The organism is Desulfobacter curvatus DSM 3379 (assembly GCF_000373985.1).
Taxonomy (GTDB): Bacteria; Desulfobacterota; Desulfobacteria; order Desulfobacterales; family Desulfobacteraceae; genus Desulfobacter; species Desulfobacter curvatus.
Window position 1 is genome coordinate 76301 of sequence record NZ_KB892913.1, and the last position, 21001, is coordinate 97301.

Sequence of the window (21001 nt, forward strand, 5' to 3'; positions counted from 1 at the left end):
TACGGCCATCAGGCGGTGACCGTATTCAGCGTGGGCATAGCCGGACGATTCTCTTCGGCCAGGTGATCCACCCGGACCATTTGAAAATCCTGAATGTCAACGACCACACGGCCCGAAGGATCTGCCAGCTGCATATGATACGTTTTGGTGTCACTGTCCTGGGCCATACGCCGGGTCACGCAGAAATAAGGGGTATTGGGCAGAACATCCCCTGCAAACGAAACCTTGCGAATGGCATAGGGCAGCATCACGTCAGCACTGGTGAAAAACTCCAGTATTCCTCCGGTTTGGAATACGGCATCCATGATCACCACTGGGGTGGCAAATTCAGGATAGGTCTGGCCATTGAAAAATTCGCGGCCGGGCCGCCATTGAACCACTGTAACCAGGCTGTCCTCGTCCAAGGCGGCCAGCTGATCCACGGAGCGGAACAACCCGTCCATGAACAGGCGCTCCGGGTGGTAGATCTGTTCCTGCCACTGGGTATCAACCTTGAATTCGGACAATGCCGGGGTGGAGATCTCATCCAGGACGGGAAAATCCGTGCCGATTTTAAATTTGCCCTGGTAATGCAGGGTGTCCTGGACAGGGGCTTTACCACCCGGGGGAGTGAAAACAGAATGGATCTCTGTTGTTATTGAACCGTCCGCATTTTTTTCAGCAAAAATTTCAATATGTTTCGGGCGATTTTTCAACAATTTGATGCCATAGGGGATCTTAAAATCACTGACTTCAAGGACGCGTCCTTGGGAACCGCTGCATTCAAGGGCCGCTTCAGCCATGGTTTCCAGCCCGGTTGCCCCGAGAAACAGGGGCACGCCTTTTCTGGCATGGTCGAAAAGAAAAAGATCCCTGTCCGCTTCCAGAAGGCGTTTGAATTTCAGCCTGTCCCGACCGGTATCTTTTTCCACGGTATCCAGGAACGGCCCCACGGCAAGCAGGCCGTCCGGATCGAATGCGGCTGGATTTTTCTCAGGAGGCGCACCGATCAGGATTTCATTGCCGGCCGGATTGAGCAGTTCTTCCTGGAAAAAGCGAACCCCTTGGGCCACCGGAAGAAAGGCAATGCCCTTTTCCTTTAACACAGCCTCAATGGTGCCTTGGGCCGCCATTCCGATTTCGGCCCAGGCGGTCCAGTCAAAAACCTTGTAGGTCATTTCCGGTGTTTTAAAGGCGATTGCCTGTATCATGGCCCCCATCATGTCGTTTCCGGCCGTATAGTCTGACTGGGCCTCATTGCCGAATCTGGCGGTAATGGATGAAAAACCGATGAGATAGCGGCAATTTTTATTTTCAATGGCTGCCAGTACATTAGCCATCCCCTGGACCTTGGTATCAAAAACCAGATTGAAATCCTCCATGGATTTTTTCTCAATCATAATGCTTCGGTCCACACCGGCGGCATGAATCACCCCGTCAATACGGTCATATTGGTTGACCGCCTTAAGAACGGCGTCGGGATCGGTGACATCCACGGCATGGTAATCCACTGATTTTACCTGGGCACGCAATTGGCCCAGATTTTCCCGGGCCGTAAGAATCCGCCGCAGTCCGGCTGTTCTATTTTTCAGCTCCACGGGTTTGGCGTTCGGGTGTATGGACTTGAGCGCGGCCATGATTTGTGTGTCATCCATGGCATCGGTCACAGGAATCTCCAATTCATCCTCCACCCGGCTGCGTCCTAGAATAACCAAATTCATATCCGGACGGATGACCGCCTTGAGCAGTTCATAGGTGATGCCCGCAGCACCGCCTGTAACCAGCAGCGTGTCAGTACCTTTGATGACAGAGGACTCTTCGCCCTGGGACTGTGATGTTTCAGGACTCCCGGTCTTTGCCCGGATGCCGAATCTTGCCCCCTTTTCAATGCCCACCTCCCGGCGGGTGCTGGTGCTGAACACCTCTTCCATAAATATGGAAGCGGCCTGGGTCATATCCGCAAGTTCATTTTTATCCATGAACTCCACAACTTTCACCCCTGTTTGCGGATACTCTTTGGCCACGGTTTTCAGCAGGCCTGAAATGCCGCTGAACACAGGGAAAATCTGATCCGGTGCAGGTTCCTTGAAACGGGCCAGGGCGGACTGAACCGATAGGGCCGCCAAACGGCCGTGGGATTGATCCAGCCGAATGCCGAATGCCTTGCACAACAGAAATAAAAATTTGACTGATGCACTCTCTGCCACCGGGTTCTCACCTGCCTCCATGGCAAAATCCAGGGGGTGAAGGAAAAAGATCCCTGCAATACCCTCATGGTCCGCCTTGATCCGGGAAATGACCTCTTCGGCGCCGTCAACGGTGCTTAAATCAACAATGTAATCATCTTGCTCACTGTTGCCCACACTGATGACATTCCCTTTATTTTCTTTGATTAAATTCGCCACAGCCTGGCCGAATCCCTGTTTGTCCATGGTGATCAAATAAGTTTGACCTTCACAACTAGGGTTGCCAGGTGTTGCGTCGGGCAGCTTGCGCAATCCAAAGGTATAGCGTTGAATTCCCGTTTGCTCAGAGGTCTCTGACGTTGACTGCCCGGCGTGTTCAGTTTCAGATGCCTGGGCGCTTTGGGCTGCCGGCGTCGGCGGGGTATCCGCATTATCGTTGCCCTCCCCGGAGACTTGTGCCTGTATATATTCACTGATTTTACGGATAGTGTTCAATTCAGACAGATTGATATCCTCGGGAACGGACAATCCGTATGCTTTGGTGATCTTACCGAAGGTCTCCACCTGCTTAACCGTGTCAATACCCAAATCCGCTTCCAGATCCAGGTCCGGTTCCAGCATGTCCTGGGTATAACCGGTCTGCTCGGCGATCATGGCCGTGATGTCGCCCGTAATGTCCTGGCCGCTATCAGTACCTGAAGCCGGTGCCGGTTCAGTTGTGCCGGATTCAGCTTGCTTTGGAATATCCTCGGTCTGAATCTGGCTGCCGATATACTCGGCAATTTTGCGGATGGTATTCAGTTCAGAAAGGTTGATATCTTCGGGGACACTCAAGCCAAAAGACTTGGTGATCTTGCCGAAGGTCTCCACCTGCTTGACCGTGTCAATGCCCAAGTCCGCTTCCAGGTCCAGGTCCGGTTCCAGCATGTCCAGCGTGTAACCGGTCTGTTCTGAAATCAAGGCGGTGATGTCATCCATGACATCCGGGCCGCTGCCGGAACCTGAATCCGGTGCCTGGGCAACTGTGCCGGACTCAGCCTGTTTCGGAGTATCATCCGTCTGAATCTGGCTGCTGATATACTCGGCAATTTTGCGGATGGTATTCAGTTCCGAAAGGCTGATATCTTCGGGAACGGTCAGGCCAAAGGATTTGGTGATCTTACCGAAAGTCTCCACCTGCTTGACTGTGTCAATGCCCAAATCCGCTTCCAGGTCCAGGTCCGGTTCCAGCATGTCCAGCGTGTAGCCGGTCTGTTCGGCAATCAAAGCGGTGATGTCATCCATGACATCCGGGCCGCTGCCGGAACCTGAATCCGGTGCCTGGACTGCTGTGCCGGATTCAGCCTGTTTCGGAGTATCATCCGTCTGAATCTGGCTGCCGATATACTCGGCAATTTTGCGGATGGTATTCAGTTCCGAAAGGCTGATATCTTCGGGAACGGTCAGGCCAAAGGATTTGGTGATCTTACCGAAGGTCTCCACCTGCTTGACTGTGTCAATGCCCAAATCCGCTTCCAGGTCCAGGTCCGGTTCCAGCATGTCCAGCGTGTAACCGGTCTGTTCGGCAATCAAGGCGGTGATTTGGCTTAAAACATCTGTGGCCTGGACATTTCCCGCAGCTTTTGCCGGTTGTTTGGGTTCATCGTCTTTCTTTGATGTGCGGCGTTCAGGTGCGTCTTGGCTGGCGGCACGACTCACTTTCTCCGCCACCTTCTCCGGGGCCTTTGTGTCTGCGTGCTTATCCTTGGGGAAAACGCACAGGGTTCTGTTTATGACACCCAGCATGGGCTCTGGGCTTTTGGTAATCCGTGCCAGCCACTCATGGTAGACTGGGTTGTTCTCCACGTCAGCTTCCTGGACCCGGTCCACCAGTAAAAAGGCAAAATGGGATCCGAATCCGGCGCTGAAATGCAGTCCAAAGCGGTAATCGCCATGCCCTGATTGTGTAAAATTCAAATCTGAAAATTCAGCAGGTACATGATCCAGGTTGGCCACAGGCGGAAAGGTCTTTTTCTGCAGGCCTTTGACCAGTATGGCATCCTCAATGCCCGCACCCAGGGTGTGTCCGGTATATCCCTTGGTATTGGTGATTGCAATTTGCTTGTAAAGATTTGGAAACGCTGTTTTTAACGCCTCAACTTCAGCCGAGGCACTGCCGCCCCGGGCCGGCGTAAAGGTCTCATGGGACATGAACACCAGTTGCTTGGCCATGTCCGTGCGGGATAAAGCGTTTTGTTTTTCCACCTTGTTTACGAATTTATTAAGTTCACCGGCAAGGTGGTGCACATCAATACGGGAGGGATGGAATGCGCTGTTGCCGATATAGGTGCCTAAAATCCGGGCCTGGCCGTTCAACCCCCTGTGTTTCAGGGTGTCTTGTCGTTCCACAACGAGCCCTACAGCACCTGAACCTAGGATCGTTCCGTTTCGGTCCTCATCAAAGGGTTTGGCAGCGTCTGAAACCACTTCCTTGCTGGTGGCGGCGCCCATGGCCAGAAATCCGGATCCCACCCACGGCATCTGGGCCTCACTTGTGGCCGCTTCCCCGCCGATGACAATCACCCGGTCGCACCGGTCGTTTCTAATCCAGTCCTCTGCCACGCCGATGGCCTGGGTGGTGGACGCACACGCCCCGGTCAAATGAATATTGGGCCCCTTTGCCCGGATAAGCTGGGCGAAATGTGCGCCGCCCAGGGACACGATGTCAAAAAGGATATTGCGCTCAAATTTATACTGGCCATATACCTTGCGGCGCTCACGGATTTTAAAGAACCAGTCCGTAATCACATCCTTCATATCCTTGTCCGAAAGATTCTCCATCAGGTGATAGTAGATGTTTTCCAGCTCTTCATAGGGTCTGACGTAAAACTTGTTGTAATAATACGCATTGAGATGGTGCAACAGGGTCTCAAACCCGGGGAAAATACCGGTCATGATCACGCCGGTTGTCTCCTGCATCTCTTCGGGCAAGACAAGTGCGTCGGGGATGCTGCTGCCGGTGGAGGTTTTTTTATACCCTTGGACCAAGGGGATATGGGCGTCTTTCAAGGCTTCAAGCCCGGCTGCCATAGCCAGTTCATCCACAAGGTCAAACTTGCGGCTGATACCGTACTCCGTAGACAGATCAAAATACCCGAGTTTCCCGGCCAGCTGGATCACATCCTGGGTGTTTACGATATCCACAAACCTGGCATTGCCGTTGGGTTGTTTGTAGACCCGGGTAATATTCATGTCCACAATTTTGTGTTTCTCTTCCTGGGTCAAAGGTTCAATGAAATTATTCCCGGCCAGAATACGGTCAAAATTTTTCTCATTGAATACCTGGTGTCCTTTGCCCGGCAGGCCCACGGCAACACCGGCAATACAGACGGAACCGGTGTACAGGCCTAAATTTTCAATGGCCGCCAGGGCATTTTTCTGTTGAAACGCCTGATATTCGCGCTGTAGTGTCGCCTGTACAAGGTTTTTGTTCTGTTCTAAAAAGGTGTTAAAATCCATATCCTTGTGCATTACTTCTCTTGGGGATTCTGTTTTTTCCTGACTCTTATGCTTCACATCTTTATTATTGAGGTTTTTAGGTTCAAAGTTCATCAATTCAATCGGAGCTGCTTCACTTGTCTGAACAGTCTCTTTTGCCTTGGGTGCAATAAACCGCTCTGCGGCCAGGTTGAAACTTTCAAGTTCTCCCTTTTTGGCATCTGCCGTGGGCATGGATTCCGGATTTTCAATGGAGATGTTTTTCAACAGGTTACACAGCAGTCTGCCCGGCCCGATTTCAATAAACCGTTTGCAGCCCTGGGCATGAACGCCTTTGACCGATTCTACAAATTCCACCGGGGAGACGATCTGACGTGCCAGGTGGGTCCGGATCATCTGTTCATCGGCAGGATAGGGTTTAGCCGTCAGATTTGAGATGATTTTATGGGCATTTTTAAGATTAAAATTTACCGACCCAAGGGTCTTGGCCATATTGTCGGCCGCAGGTTCCAGCAACGGAGTGTGGAAGGGTGCGGACAGGGCCAGTTTTTTATGGAAAATATCTTTGTCTTTCAGATGGGCGCAAAAAAGGTCTATGCCCTTTGTTGTACCGGCAATGGCCGTCTGCTTTTCGCTGTTTTTGTTGACCAGCCAGATATCTCCGACACCGGACTTGTCGATCATGTCCTGTGCGGCTTTTTCTCCGTCAAAGACCACCATAATTCCGCCGGGGTTTTCACTTGCTGCCCGGGCCATGAAATCAGACCTGGAAATCACAAGGTTCATGCCCGTACTGAAATCAACCAAGCCTGCGCAATAAAGGGCTGAGTATTCTCCGACACTGTGCCCGATATAAAAATCAGGTTCAAAGCCTTTGAGCTGCAATGCATGATAGATGGCCGCCGTGGAAAGGAAGATGGCGGGCTGGGTATTTTCCGTCTGGTTGAGCGGTGAACCGCCGGCATTCATGATCTCCAGCAAAGATGCTCCCCGGCGCTCCCGGAAAATGGCATCCCCCTGATCCATCAGAGCTTTGATTTCAGGAACAGTATCATAAAGGCCTTTCAGCATGCCTGCCGACTGAGCGCCCTGGCCTGAAAGGAGGGCTGTGACAGCAGCGGTCCGGACCGTATCCGGCCAGGCCCCGGGGGTGACAGCCGGCTGTTCCACTGAGGCCAACTCCTCTTGGGACCGCAGAAACCGGGGCAGTCTGCCGATGATCACATGAGCATGGTTGCCGCCGATACCGTTGACATCAGCGCCTAAAAGCGCACCATCAGCCAGCGGCGTGATCTCTTTGACCGGGTGCAGCAAGCTGTCCTTTTCGATAAGTGTGGAGTCGGGTTTGTATCCATGGGTGGGCAGCAGCACCCCTTTTTCCGACATCATCAAAAGCCTTGACATGACCACAGCGGGATTGGCGGCTTTAAAGTACCCGAACTCGGTTTTGACATTTCCGTATGCCAGGGGATGGTTCAGGCTTTTTTCAATGGCCTGTTTTTCAACCAGATCCAAGAACGGGTGGGACACACCAAACACATCCAGATATGCCAGATCGGGTTTCCGGGTTTTAAAAGCCCCGGTGTCATTTGCAATCACCTTTTCATATTTATTTTCAGAAGGTGACAGCAAATGCTCTGGCGCACTTGCAGCCATGTTCAGGCATTTTAATTCACCCAGGATCGGCATGTCGTTCTGTTTTGCATATTTATAGGTGGTGACAACCAGACAGGCAGCCCCTTCGCCCATGACATATCCGTTGGCATTATTGTCAAACAGGCTGGGTTCTGTTTCCGCAAGAATGCCCAGACGCTTGAATGCCAGCAGCACTCCCGGATACAGGTTAGTGTCCACCCCGCCGGTGAGTACGGCATCCAGGTTGCCTGCACGCAGATTTTTAACCGCCAGATATAAGGCCATGGTGGCAGACGCACATGAGGCATCCACCACAAAATTGGTGCCCTGGGTATTATAATGTTTGGAGATGCGTGCCGATACAATGTTTGACAGCATACCGGGAATGCTGTCCCCGGTCATGGCAGGATACTTCTCAGTTAAAAGATCTCCCACGTGACCTGCAATGGCAGAAAGGGTATTTTCATCCACCTCCGAAATGGACCGGATCATGCGCTGGAGTAACGGAATCCGGGTGCGGATGATAGATTCAACATTCCGGGTCCCGGAAATAGTACCCAAAATGGTACCGATTTTATTGCCGGGAGTTAGTTTATCCTGAAGACCGGCATGTTCAAGGGCCTGCCCTGCCGCATCCAGGCCGAACAACTGTGCCCGGTCCATGTAGGTCATGGCGGAAGGCGGAATCTTAAAGGTTTTGGGGTCCAGCATAAAATCGTCAACAATGCCGTTTTTCATCATGGGTAGGCGAAAGCCTGAATTTTCGTCCTCTTCGGCATAGCAGTCATTGGCCAGACGATCGGCAGGCATAGGCTGGTAAGCCTTTTGCCCTGAAACCATGGCATCCCAGAACGCGTCTTTGTTCTTGGCCTTCGGCAGGACAACGCCCATGCCGGCAAAAACGATTCTGTCGTCATTGGGATCATGGTCAAGGTCTACAAAAATCTTTCGGGAAAGCGTTGCGTCTGCTTGGCGGAACTCGCTGACCACGGCATGGTAATTAATGCCCCCGAATCCATAGGAGCTCACCGCTGCCATGCGCGGTCCATTGGCCGGTGCATCCCAGGGTTTAGGATCGCCCAGAACAAACAGGGATGTATCTGCCATGTCGATTTTCGGAGATAATTTTTCAAATGTGCCGTTGGGGGGCAAGGTTTGATGGTTTAACGCCAGCAATGTTTTTATCATGCCGGCCATACCGGCCGCCCCGAGCAGATGACCGATCTGGGATTTGATGGAGGAGACACCAATGGACGCCTCTTGGTCATATACCTGGCACAGGGTATCCATCTCAACGGCATCCCCCACCTTTGTGCCGGTGCCATGGGCTTCGATAAACTGCACCATCCCCGGAGAAAATTTCGTCTTGATATTTTCATGGCAGCGCTGAAATGCCAGTTTCTGCCCCTCTTTATCCGGGGCGGCAATGCCTTTGCCTTTGCCGTCGGAAGCCGAGGCAATACCCTTGATGACACCCAGAATGTGATCCTTTTCCCGGATGGCATCTTTAAGACGTTTCAGGACCAGGACGCCGGACCCTTCGCCCAGAACAAATCCGTCGGCCCGTTCGTCAAAGGGGAATGACCCGTTGGCGGACAGGGTGCCCATTTTGCAGAATCCCACAAAGGATTCAGGTGTCAGATTGGTGTTGACACCACCTGCGATAACCATGTCATGGGCCCCGCTCAACAGCTCATGAACTGCGCATTCAATGGCGGCAAGGGATGTGGCACATGCAGCATCTACCACATAGTTGATGCCGGTGATGCCCAAATGATATGCAATGCGGGCCGCTTCCATGTTCAAGGTGACACCGTGCACAGGTTCGTAAAGCGAGCCCTGGGACATCTTTACGCGCAGCTCGTCAATGAATTTCTTTTGTTCTGCTTCAGACAGGGCATTGAATTCCGGCGTATTGCGCAGGTATTGTTTAATCTCCGGGAAAAAGTACTTAAAATGCAGGTCCGATGCCATTTCATTGCCAAGGCATGTAGCTACAACAACCGCAGTGCGGTCCTGTACGTTTGCTGCAATCCGGTTGTCATCGGTTAAAAGATTTGCATTTTCCACGGCCTGGTAAGCGGCATGCAGCAGCATCTGCTGGCTGCGGGACAATTTGGATGCCTTGGCCGGTGTATAACCAAACCGTTCATTATCAAATTGAAAGTCATTCACTAAACCTGCGACCTGGGTATAGGACTTGTCTGTAGCCTTTGGATCGGGATCATAGTAAAGGGACTCTTCCCAACGGTTGTCAGGTACCTTGCCGATACTGTATTTCTTATTAATAATATTCTGCCAGAAGGTGTCTGTGTCATGGGCGTCGGGAAATACGCAGCCCATGCCCACCACGGCAATGTCGTCATTGATTTGACCGTCAGCAGAGGTCAAAACTTCAAGTGCATTGAGCCGGGCAATCATCGGCTCCTTTGTCAGAAATAATTTCTCATGAATTTGGGCGATGGTGGTCTGCTCTTCAAAGAAAAGCAGTCCTTCTCCGGTCATGAAATTGCCGCTTTCCCGCTGTTCCTCATCGGTGTATATAATCCACTGACCGTTATTTTGATAACTGAAATCAGGGGTTTTGCCTTTGGCGCTGATGAGAAGAGAACCCAGATTATCCTTTTCAAATGCACTTTTGCGTTCGCCTAAATTCATGGCGCCGTCTGCCAGGCGGCAATGCTCATTTTTCATCATCTGGCCGGCAAACGTCGTGTCGGCGGTGCGGCAGTTCAGCCCAACGGTGGAACCGATGATGGTGGTGCACGTGTGCTCCTGGACCACCTGCTGATAAACCGGTGTCAAGGCACCTGTTTCAACAATCTCCTTTGTGAACAGATATGCTGTGCCCAGTTGAATACCGATTTTCAGCCCCTGTTTTGCCAGAAGAGCTGTCATGGCGGAAACAAAATGGGATCCCACAGAACTGATAATCCCTCCGGCAAACAGAACGCTCACATCATCCAGGCTTTGATCGGCGTGCATATCAAGCAGAGCTTCAATGCTCAGTTCCCACAAAACCGCGCTGGAAAGGCTGCCGATATGGCCGCCGGCTTCATTGCCTTCCAGGATAAAACGCCTTGTGCCTTTCTCAAAGGCGTTTTTCAAAACGCCCGGCATGGGGGTATGAAGGTAGGCCCGGGTGCCGCAGGCTTCCAATTCATTGATCTGGGAGGGGATGCCGCCGGCAAAAAGAGCAAAGGGGGTTTTCTTTGTTTTAATCAGTGACAGATGATGATCCAGGGTGGGGTTGAACGCTTTGATACCGATCATGCCGGCACCAAACGTCGGCAGCTCATCGGATTTTTCCGGCAAAATACCGTCTGCGATCTCGATGGGAAGACTGCCTAACGCAAAGAAAGGCAAAGCGCCGTTGTCATAAACGGCCTTGGCAAATTCCTTGTTGTCCGAAATGTTGGCCATGGGGCCCTGGGTGATGGGATAACGGGTACCGTGCTCCTTTGCCAGTGCCGTGTTTTCTGTTAAGGGATCAAATTGTTCCACAGCGTTCAGGGCCTGCCCCACGCAAGTGAACAGCGCCCGGATCATCCCCTTGAGTCCGCTGCCGCGCTTTGCAAAGTGGCGGGCAAAGAAGGCATCCTGGCCAAGATAGAACAGGGACTGCATGGGCGCGTCATTATCCTCGCCCAGGGATGCCATGTTCTGTTCAATCTCGGTTCTGATAAAATCCAGACTCTGTCCTTCTGCCTTTTTAATACTGATTTTTTTGATCAGGTCCCGGACAATCTTTGTCCCGGGTTTGGCAAACACCCGGTGCTGTGTATTGCCGTCACCGTCTAAAATGACCGTGTCGGTCTCTTCCATTTTTCCAAGGGCCTCTTTAAACGCCGTGGAAACCGGCGCGTCCTGGGCCAGATAAAGCTGGGCATCCAGCACCAGACCGGCAGCCCCGGCTGCAAAGAATCCCGGCGCGGTGTGGAACCCCACGCCGCCGTGGACAAAGTACGGCATGTCACTTTTTTGTGCATAATATTGACTGAGCATGAAGCTTGATGCAGAAGAGGCCCTGCCGCCGGCTTCCCTGCCCTTTAAAATGATGCCATGGGGATTGATCTTTTTTAGTATGGATTCAAGCCCGGGATCATAAATCTCCATTATCAGGATCTGGGCATTTACCTGTTTGTGTTTGATAAGCGAATCCGGATTATGGTAGGCAACAATAACGCATTCGGGCAGATCTGCCGGGTGCTGTTTAAAATAGTCCCATATATCTTCATCCTCAGCATAGATACGGATACCGTGGCGCAGATTTTGTTTTTTAAGCTGTCCAAGCAGATCAGAAAGCGTTGATGTGCTTATAAATTCAGTATCCAAAACAGGCATGGCACCAGCCAGCCAGATGGTTTTAAAAAAATCAATGTCATATGTTTTCGGGGGATGATATGCCAGCAAAGGCAGGCGGGTGGTCAGTATTCTATTCAGCACAGGGTTTCTCCTTGTTATTTTCAGTTTACTCCGGCAAAACGCAAACAAAGATCGTGCCACCCTTGTGTAACAGCATGATAACAATCTGAATATATAAGAGAAATAAATCTCATGAATCAAAAAATAAAATTTGAATTATATTTTATTGTACAAAAAATGTATTCGTGGCATACAACAAATGAACAACAATTTAATCATTGGATCGGAATATGAAAGAAGTAGCCGATTTTCTGCCCGAAGAGCTGGCTTTTTTTAAATGCGTTCACTACGCCGGTGCCGCCAACCCCTTCGGCAGGGAACGGGTTCTGCGGGAAGCGGAAATTGCAGGCGTTTCACCGGATAGTCCCAAAGAGATCAGGGTGCTTAAGGCGTGCCAGGCCGTGGGACATCGCCTGGCTCAGATGGAAGCGCGCGGCAGGATCAATTTGAGTTCGTTTAAGGGAGAGGCCCGGTATTTTTTACGGTCTGCACTGCTGTTTCACTTTTTCCATCTGTTCAGAAAACAGATCGACACCCTGATCACACGCCAGCTTGATGATGCAGAAGAGTCCCTGGAAGCGCATTTTGCGCCCGAGGCCCTGACTCTTTTGCGTGGCTGGGGATTCGGTATTGAGGAGAGCCGACGCTTCATTGCCCTGGCGTATCAGTTCCGGCGGGCCTATTATTTTATTTTCCGGCATCTGGTAGGCCGCAGCCGCTGTATGCAGGAACTGCGGCGGGATCTGTGGCAGAATGTATTCACCCATGACATCCTTATGTATGACCAGTATCTATGGAACCGCATGGAAAACTTTTCCACCCTGCTGTTTGGTGAAACCGGCACGGGCAAAGGAACCGCTGCCCTGGCCATGGGGCGCTCCGGCTATATCCCCTTTGATGAGAATGAAAACAGGTTCACCCATAATTTTGTCAATACCTTTACCACACTCAATATCAGCGAATTTCCTGAAACCATCATCGAATCCGAATTGTTCGGCCATGTGCGCGGCGCATTTACAGGGGCCGTCAAGGACCATAAGGGTGTATTCAGCCGGTGCAGCCCCAACGGTTCTATTCTTCTGGATGAAATCGGTGAACTGTCCACCCATGTTCAGATAAAACTGCTCAGTGTGCTTCAGGAACGCGTCTATTCACCCGTGGGAAGCGATGAAAAACATCGGTTTCACGGCAGAATCATTGCCGCTACAAACCGCAACATCCGGGAGATCCGGGAAAAGAAGATATTCAGGGATGATTTTTACTATCGCCTATGTTCAGATATCATCACGGTGCCACCCCTGCACAAAAGGATTGCCCAGGACCCCGAAGAACTTTCGGATCTTTTGGCACATACGGTGGCCCGTATTGTGGGACAGCCCTCCCCGGAAATTGTCTCCCGTGTGCTTGGATATATCGAATCCAGACTGACCCTTTCATATCCATGGCCGGGCAATGTGCGGGAATTGGAACAATGTGTCAGGCGTGTGGTGCTGCGTAATGCTTATGATATAAATGAGGCACCGGCACAGGCGTCCACAACCGACGATTTAACCCGGCAAATTCAAGACGGCAGTCTCAGTGCCCAAGACCTGCTTGCCCTTTATTGCACCCGCCTGTATGAAAAACACGGCACCTATGAAGCGGTTTCCCGCATTGCCGGGCTGGACCGGCGGACAGTAAAAAAGTATATTGATTCCCAGGACCAGGTTTATTAAAACAGCCATAGGCTGACCTGGTCTATAAACACCGGGGCGTAACCCGTAAAAGCATAAAAGCAACCCAACAATATTAGATTAATAATCTTTCATATAAAGGAAAATCCATGTCAAGTTCATTTGGAAAATTGTTTCGTGTGTCCACCTTTGGTGAATCCCATTGCCCCGGGGTCGGGGTGGTTGTGGACGGGTGTCTGCCCGGCATGTCTTTGACTGAGCCCGATGTTCAGTGCCAGCTCGACCGCAGGCGTCCTGGTCAAAGCGCCGTTTCAACGGACAGGCAGGAATCGGACCAGGTGGTCATTCAGTCCGGCACGGAACACGGCCTCACCCTTGGCACGCCCATCAGCCTGTTTGTACCCAATAAGGACCATCGCCCTGGGGATTATAAATCCATGGCAGATATTCCACGGCCCTCCCATGCGGATTTCACCTACCAGTCAAAATATGGGATCCGGGCCTCCTCAGGCGGCGGACGTTCTTCTGCCCGGGAGACCATTGGCCGGGTCTGTGCCGGCGCCATTGCCGAAAAAATGCTCAACACCGCACTGGGAATTGATATTGTGGCCTGGGTCAGTCAGGTGGGTCAGATCAAAGCACCGGAAACCGATGGGTTGAATCTTACCCGGGCCATGGTGGATGCCAGCATGATCCGCTGCCCGGATGCGGATGCAGCAAAGGCCATGGAAGCGGTTGTTCTGAAGGCCAAAGAAGACAAAGACTCCATTGGTGGCGTTGTCTCATGCGTCTGCACCAATGTACCGGCAGGCCTTGGCGAGCCCATATTTGACAAACTTGAGGCACTTTTGGCTCATGCCATGCTCTCCATTCCCGCCACCAAGGGGTTTGAAATCGGATCGGGATTTACCGGGGCGCGAATGCGTGGTTCCGCCCACAATGATCCTTTTATCCAAAAAGACGGGCGGCTCGGCACCACAACCAATTTCAGCGGCGGCATCCAGGGTGGGATCTCCAACGGGGAACCCATTACGTTCCGGGTGGCGTTTAAACCCCCGGCCACCATCGGAATTGCCCAGGAAACGGTGGATTTCCAGGGCCGGAAGGCCACGCTTGCGGCCAAGGGTCGGCATGACCCCTGTGTAGTAGCCAGGGCGGTGCCCATTGTGGAGAGCATGGCCGCCCTTGTGCTGGCTGATGTCATGCTGCAGCAGCAGGCCAGGTTGGCCGGTATGGCGCTGATAAACGGGCACTAAGGTGCTCTCAGTTTAAATCAAAATACCGGGATACCCTGGGTTTTAATTTAAACGTGGTACATTGATTGCTAATATATCCTTCAAATTCTTTGGAAGAATGTCTGCCCAGAAACAAAAACTGCGTTTGGGTTTAGGGCAGATGAAAATTTTAACGACAGGCATATATAAAATATAAGGAGGAATTATGTCAGATCCCAAGGATATGTACCAGTGCCAGGTTACCAATTGCGGATTCATTTATGATCCGGACAGGGGTGATCGAAAAGGAAAAATTAAAAAAGGAACAAAATTTGAAGACCTGCCCGAAGACTGGCGCTGTCCGGTCTGCGGTGCCAGCCCGAAAAGCTTTAAGTGCCTGGGCTGAAAATACGGTCCGGCGATATTCGGCAAAACAGAACCGGATAACGGGTTTTAAATAAATAAACGCCTTGCCTGGGTAAAGCCGGCAAGGCGTTTATTTATTATTCCCCAAGCAATAAACATTTTCGATTTTTTCAGATCTTTAAGCAGCTCAACAGATACAAAATCGTCTCAGAGAAACTGTCTCTCTTATTGTATCACTACAAATTTCACACGTAACCGGCGTGATTTAATTCAGACATAACTATTTGTTATCATGTACAATACAATCATTCCGTACAATCTGGCACAAGGCTTGCTTTTTAATCTTCACAGCTGAAGATTAAACGCAAAAACAGGAGGCTTCCTATGAGACTTAAAGACATAAAAAAAGACTACAACCTCATCAATTCCGTAGACTGGGACATGACCCCTGAAGAAGCCATTGCCCTGCATCTGGAATGGGGGCCGTTACGTTCCCAGAGCTATTACAATTCCAGGGACAATAATAATGAAACCGTTTATTTTGTTATCAATACCTGGAAGAAAAACCCCATCCTGACCCTTGTCAGAAGAAAGGGGTTTGATTCCGAAGAACTCGGCAGTTTTGATCTGCCCCGAGATGTTGTTTCGGAATTCATGCAGGGTATCGGCAAGTACAAAGGGATTTATGCCGTGGAAGGAAAAGTCAGAGACTGGCTTAAAAAGGAACTTAATGCGTAATCCGCCGTCAACATATAACCACCTGCATTAATTTCCTTTTTTTCGGAACCGGAGGATGGACGTCCTGACCATCTTCCGGTTTTTTTAGTGTTTGAACGCAAAGCCACACACCTGCGGCAAAAATTTCCAATCTTCACAACCGTGAGGTTGCTCCGGTTGCAACTTTTTTTGTGCCTTGCATCTGGACAACGTTGCGCCAAACACCGAATGTCCGTCGAGACCTTAGTTCTCGGCGTTTTTAATAAAATCCTTCACCATCATGTCACCCAGCTCCATGGACCGCTTGGTAGCGGATTCAACGGCATTGATCAGGGTCGTGCGGAGCCCTCCCTGTTCCAGGGTGTGGATACCGGCAATGGCAGTGCCCCCTGGAGAGGCCACCCGGTCTTTGAGCTGTCCCGGATGCTCCCCGCTTTCAAGAAGCAGACGTGCCGCACCCAATACGGTCTGGGTGGATAAAAACAGAGAATCTTTTCTGGACAGCCCCATTTTAACGCCGGCATCAGCCATGGCATCAACAATGGTGAAAATATAGGCCGGGCCCGACCCGCTTAATCCGGTGAACGCATCCATGAGTATATTTTCCTGGATGAAAACGGTTTTTCCCACGGAATCAAAAACCGCCCGGGCCAGTTCCACATCGCCATCCTGGACAAATTGCCCCGAGCATATTGCTGTGGCGCTCTCTTTGACAAATGCGCAGATATTGGGCATGGATCTGATCAGGCGCAACTCTTTTTTAAGGCCTGCGGCAATGGCGGCTAAAGGCACACCCGCAGCAATAGAAATCACAAGCTTGGATTTATCCAGAGCCGGTGCGGTCTCCTTAAGTACGGAACCCAAAATCTGGGGTTTGGTGGCGTAGATAATAATTTCCGATTTTTCACACACTTCAATATTACTGGATGTAGTCAACACCCCGTATTTTTCCTGAATCGCCTTGAGTGTCTCGGGAAAAACATCCGAGCAAATAATATTTTCGGGTCTGGCCGCCTTGGACAGCACAAGTCCGCTGACCAGGGCTTCCCCCATATTTCCGCTTCCAATGAAACCGATTTTTTTATCCTGAAGCATTCCGCCTCCTTTTTTGGGCTGAAGTAATAATAAGGAGCCTATACTATGGCCCAGTCTGAATTCGTGTCAAGGCAAATATCATCCCTGCGTATGCCAATCCCCTGCAACTTGTCTACAGTCTAATGCCAATTTCGCAGGATTGAACACTTTCCGAAATTATCCATCCCATATGTTGTGCCTGTTTTGAAAAGACAAAATTCAATTTAATTGAAGAATCTCCGTATTTTTATTTCCAGGTGAATTGGCCCCTATTTTGCTTAACGTGTTGATATGAAACTTGGCATACAAAAACTCAAATCAAAGCTGGATCAACTTTATTTAGCATATAACCGCAAACAGTATGTTGATCCTGATCCATTGCTGTTTCTTTACAACTATCCGGATGTCCGGGACCGGGAGATCGCAGGGATTATCGCATCGGGCCTGGCATATGGCCGGGTGGCGATGATCATGCAGGCGGTGTCGACCGTGCTTGAAAAAATGGGGCCGGACCTTCGCGGGTTTGTAATGAACGCCGATCCGAAAAACGTTTCCTGCATGTTTCAAAACTTTAAATACAGGTTTGCCACAGGGGATCACTTAAGTGCCCTGATCATGGGTCTTCGGGCGGTTATTGACGATTACGGATCACTGGGCGCCTGTTTTACTGAGGATCAGGCGGGCGGAGCAGATCTGTCTGAAGGACTTGCCCGGATTAGAACACGGGTTTTACGGGCTGGGGATGCCGGGCATCTTCTGGCCGATCCCTTAAAAGCGTCTGCCTGCAAGCGCAGTCACCTGTTTTTAAGGTGGATGGTGCGCAAAGATCAGGTGGATCCGGGAGGCTGGTCTAATATCCCGGCCGAAGTGCTGACGTGTCCCGTGGATGCGCACATGTTTAAAATCGGCCATCTGCTTGGGTTTACAAAACGACGAAGTGCCGACGGAGTCTGTGCCGCCCAGATTACCGAAGGCTTCAGGCGGATCAGCCCGGATGATCCGGTGAAATATGATTTTTGTCTGACTCGGTTCGGCATCCGTGACGGACTTGATATGGCTGAGCTGAAACGGTTTTTAAAGGACGATACTTATCATGTATAACGGGTATGAACTGCCGCCTTTGATCAAGGGAAGACTTTTAAAGCGATATAAACGCTTTCTGGCTGATATAGAGCTGGAAAACGGAGAGGTGGTCACGGCCCACTGCCCTAACTCGGGGTCTATGAAAGGCTGTGCCCAGCCGGGCGCCGAGGCGTGGATCTCACAAAGCACCAATCCGAAACGAAAACTTAAATACACCTGGGAACTTACCCGGATTGACGGCACGTTCATCGGTATTAATACACTGGTGCCCAACCGGCTGGTCAAGGCATCAGTGGAAAATGATCTGATTCCGGAGCTTTCCGGTTACAGCCGGGTATCCTCGGAAGTAAAAACCTCCGAGCACACCCGTCTGGACCTGATGCTGGAAGACGACAATAAAGCGCCATGTTTTGTGGAAATTAAAAACTGCACCCTGGTGGAAAACGGAATGGCAAGGTTTCCGGATGCTGTTACCAAGCGGGGACAAAAGCATATCCAGGAACTTGTGGCATTGGCCGCAGGCGGACACAGGGCGGTTTTGTTTTTCCTTGTTCAGCGCACAGATGCCCATGCCTTCACTCCGGCCGCCGATATTGACCCTGAATATGCAAAAAAGTTGATGCAAGCCAGGTTAAAGGGCGTCGAAATTATTGTCCGGGATGTTGTCTTTAATCTGGATGCAGCCCCGGCACTGATTCGATTGAATGGTTCTTCAGTACTGCTGAGTATCATCTAATATAGAACGTATTTTGCGGAGCAAGGTTTTCACAGTAAACGGCTTGCTGATAAAGTTGATGTTATCGTCCAGCACCCCATGATGGGCGATGACGTCTGCGGTATATCCGGACATGTATAAACACCGGATTGACGGATGCCGGGCTGTGATTAATTCTGCCAATTCACGCCCGTTCATGGAAGGCATGATCACATCGGTAAGCAAAAAGTCGATTTTTTTATTTTCACCGGCAAGTTTAATGGCCTCGTCCGGAATGTTTGCCTTCAGCACATGATATCCGTTTTTGTTTAACGCAGAGGAGATCATCTTCAAGATTGCCGGCTCATCCTCAACAAGCAGAATGGTTTCTGTGCCTACCGGTGCCGTCCTTATTTTGTGTTGTGTGTCTAAAGCAACATTGTTTCCAATATAGCGTCTGAAGTATAATTTAAATGTCGTCCCTTGCCCTGGCTCACTATACACATTAACAAAGCCTCTGTTCTGCTTCAGGATGCCGTATATCGTTGATAAGCCAAGCCCCGTACCTTTGTCCGCTTCTTTGGTTGTGAAAAACGGTTCAAAGATCCGGCTGACTGTTTCATGATCCATGCCGCAGCCGTTATCACTTACGGCCAGACAAACATAATCACCCGGCAAAAAATTGGTGTTATGTATACAATATTCCGCTTCTATTGTTTCATTTGATGTCTCAATGGTTATTTTTCCTACACCGGAAATGGCATCCCGTCCGTTCACACAAAGGTTTGCAAGAATTTGATCCACCTGGCTTTTATCAAGCTTAACCTGCCAGAGCCCGTTGCCGGGGATCCATTCAAAATCAATATCTTCTCCGATAAGGCGTTTCAACATGGAGGTCATTTCAGTAATCACTTCATTGAGATCGATGACTTGAAGTTCAACGGTCTGCTTTCTGGCAAACGCCAGAAGATGGCGGGTAAGGCGGCTGGATCGTTCCCCGGCATTTCTGATTTCATAAAAGTCCTGGTAATGGGGATCAGAGGCAGAAAGTTGATCAAGCCCCATCTCGGCGTGACCAATGATGACGCTGAGCATATTATTAAAATCATGGGCCACCCCACCGGCAAGACGTCCGATTGCCTCCATTTTTTGTGTCTGGATAAGCTGATCCTGCAAATGCTGCTGTTCGGCCGCCGCTTTTTTACGTTCGGTGATATCACGATCAATGCCGCGGAATCCAAGTTTTTCCCCTTGTGAACTGAAAAACGGCACGCCGCTGCTTTCCAAAATAATGGTTTCTCCATTTTTTTTCAGCAGATGCCTTTCAATTCCGGCAAAGGCTACGCCATCTGACAGCAGTGTTTTAATCTGTGGCCGTTCATCCTGATGGTTCTGAGGGGCGTTTAAACCATCAGGGCTTGTACCAAGAAGTTCAGCCGAAATATATCCAAGCAATTGAGTCACCTGGGGACTGATATATGTATACCGGCCAACATTATCCACCTCCCAGATCAGATCACTGCTTGTTTCTACAAGTCCCCTGAACTTCTCTCTGCTTAGACGCAGCTTTTCTCTAGATTCTGCGATATCGTCTAAATTCCTTTTCAGCTCACTGTACATGCCGGCCAGGTTCCGGGACATTTTTTTAAAAATGGATGAAAGTTGTACAACTTCATTTTTACCCTTTATTTCCGGCAGCGGGACGTTCCACTCTCCTTTGCTGATGCTTTCCGCGGCCACCGTAAGTTGGCGAATCGGTTTTATGACCCTGCCGTTAAACCAGATCAACAACAAAATTCCTGCTGCCAGACTCCCGGTAAGAATAAAGATCGCCTGATAAAGAAAACGGTTCCTGGCCTCCAGGATCTCTTTCTTTTCTATAAAAACCACCACAAGCCAGTTCCAGTCGGGGTATATCTCATATCCCACCACATAGTGTTCGAAGACTTTTGCAGATGGATGGTTTTTCTTTTTTGTGGTCAACATTGTGTGAATCCACCTATCGTGCATAAAAAAATTTAAATCAGACGCAATCAGCGTTTTCTTAGCCACTGTATTTAAAATGATCAGCCCCCCGGTTTCACCGAAATGGTAAGATGAAAAACCGCCAAGCAGATCTTTTTGCGCCCGGTCGATATAGTTCTGAACAAGATCTACCCTGCTGTTTTTAAGCACTTGATGCGCCTCTTTAATTTCAGCCATAACACAGTGCTGACGCATAAATAATAAAAGGTCGGCCGAAGTTGTTCCGCCCACTCCTTTTTGGGAAAATTCCGCCTTTCCTTCTTTCAGAAGGCATCGGAAAGGTAGTTCTTNCTACACAAACCATGGCCTGTACCGAAGATTTTCATTCCGTCCGGGCATAGTTCTCCCCCATTCCAGGCTTGAAACTGTTTCGATTACCTGTCCGTGGTTGCCGTCTCACACTAATCGGAGTTGAAAGGGGGCGGACAGACGCTCTTTCAGCCATGGATAATC

9 protein-coding genes are annotated in these 21001 nt (G+C 50.3%); 6 read left to right on the top strand and 3 right to left on the bottom strand.

Annotation, left to right across the window (positions count from 1 at the left end; all coding sequences use genetic code 11):
• Positions 1-8 precede the first annotated feature (8 nt).
• On the bottom strand, positions 9-11723 hold the full coding sequence (locus B147_RS0102895; RefSeq protein ID WP_020585752.1) for a type I polyketide synthase: 11715 nt from the start codon (positions 11721-11723) through the stop codon (positions 9-11).
• A 209-nt stretch (positions 11724-11932) separates the two neighbouring features.
• On the opposite strand from B147_RS0102895, the gene B147_RS0102900 reads away from it, so the two are divergent.
• From B147_RS0102900 to B147_RS0102915, 4 genes are all read left to right on the top strand, one after another.
• The gene (locus B147_RS0102900; protein WP_020585753.1) at positions 11933-13417 is read left to right on the top strand and encodes a sigma-54-dependent transcriptional regulator; all 1485 of its coding nucleotides are present in this window, start codon (positions 11933-11935) and stop codon (positions 13415-13417) included.
• A gap of 107 nt (positions 13418-13524) precedes the next feature.
• Positions 13525-14631, top strand: coding sequence for a chorismate synthase (aroC, locus tag B147_RS0102905; protein WP_020585754.1), 1107 nt, complete (start codon positions 13525-13527; stop codon positions 14629-14631).
• Between the two features lie 184 nt (positions 14632-14815).
• Entirely contained in the window at positions 14816-14995 is a 180-nt protein-coding gene (locus B147_RS0102910; RefSeq protein WP_020585755.1) for a rubredoxin, read from the top strand.
• A 344-nt stretch (positions 14996-15339) separates the two neighbouring features.
• Positions 15340-15693 (top strand): DVU0772 family protein, encoded by a 354-nt coding sequence (locus B147_RS0102915; RefSeq protein WP_020585756.1) that lies wholly within the window; start codon positions 15340-15342, stop codon positions 15691-15693.
• Positions 15694-15915: 222 nt separating this feature from the next.
• Here B147_RS0102915 and proC read toward each other — a convergent pair whose 3' ends face one another.
• Positions 15916-16767, bottom strand: a complete 852-nt coding sequence (gene proC / locus B147_RS0102920) for a pyrroline-5-carboxylate reductase (protein WP_020585757.1) — start codon at positions 16765-16767, stop codon at positions 15916-15918.
• 270 nt (positions 16768-17037) lie between these two features.
• Between proC and B147_RS0102925 the strand changes: the two genes are divergently transcribed.
• Both B147_RS0102925 and sfsA read left to right on the top strand, forming a co-directional pair.
• Positions 17038-17847 carry a TIGR02757 family protein gene (locus B147_RS0102925; RefSeq protein WP_020585758.1) on the top strand — a complete coding sequence of 270 codons (810 nt, stop codon included), beginning with the start codon at positions 17038-17040 and terminating at the stop codon, positions 17845-17847.
• Positions 17840-18565 carry a DNA/RNA nuclease SfsA gene (gene sfsA, locus B147_RS27220; protein ID WP_020585759.1) on the top strand — a complete coding sequence of 242 codons (726 nt, stop codon included), beginning with the start codon at positions 17840-17842 and terminating at the stop codon, positions 18563-18565. Before B147_RS0102925 ends, sfsA begins: the two co-directional genes overlap by 8 nt.
• Here the strand turns inward: sfsA and B147_RS29940 are convergent.
• The gene (locus B147_RS29940) at positions 18542-20725 is read right to left on the bottom strand and encodes a PAS domain S-box protein (protein ID WP_169400698.1); all 2184 of its coding nucleotides are present in this window, start codon (positions 20723-20725) and stop codon (positions 18542-18544) included. The genes sfsA and B147_RS29940 overlap by 24 nt on opposite strands.
• Between the last annotated feature and the right edge of the window lie 276 nt (positions 20726-21001).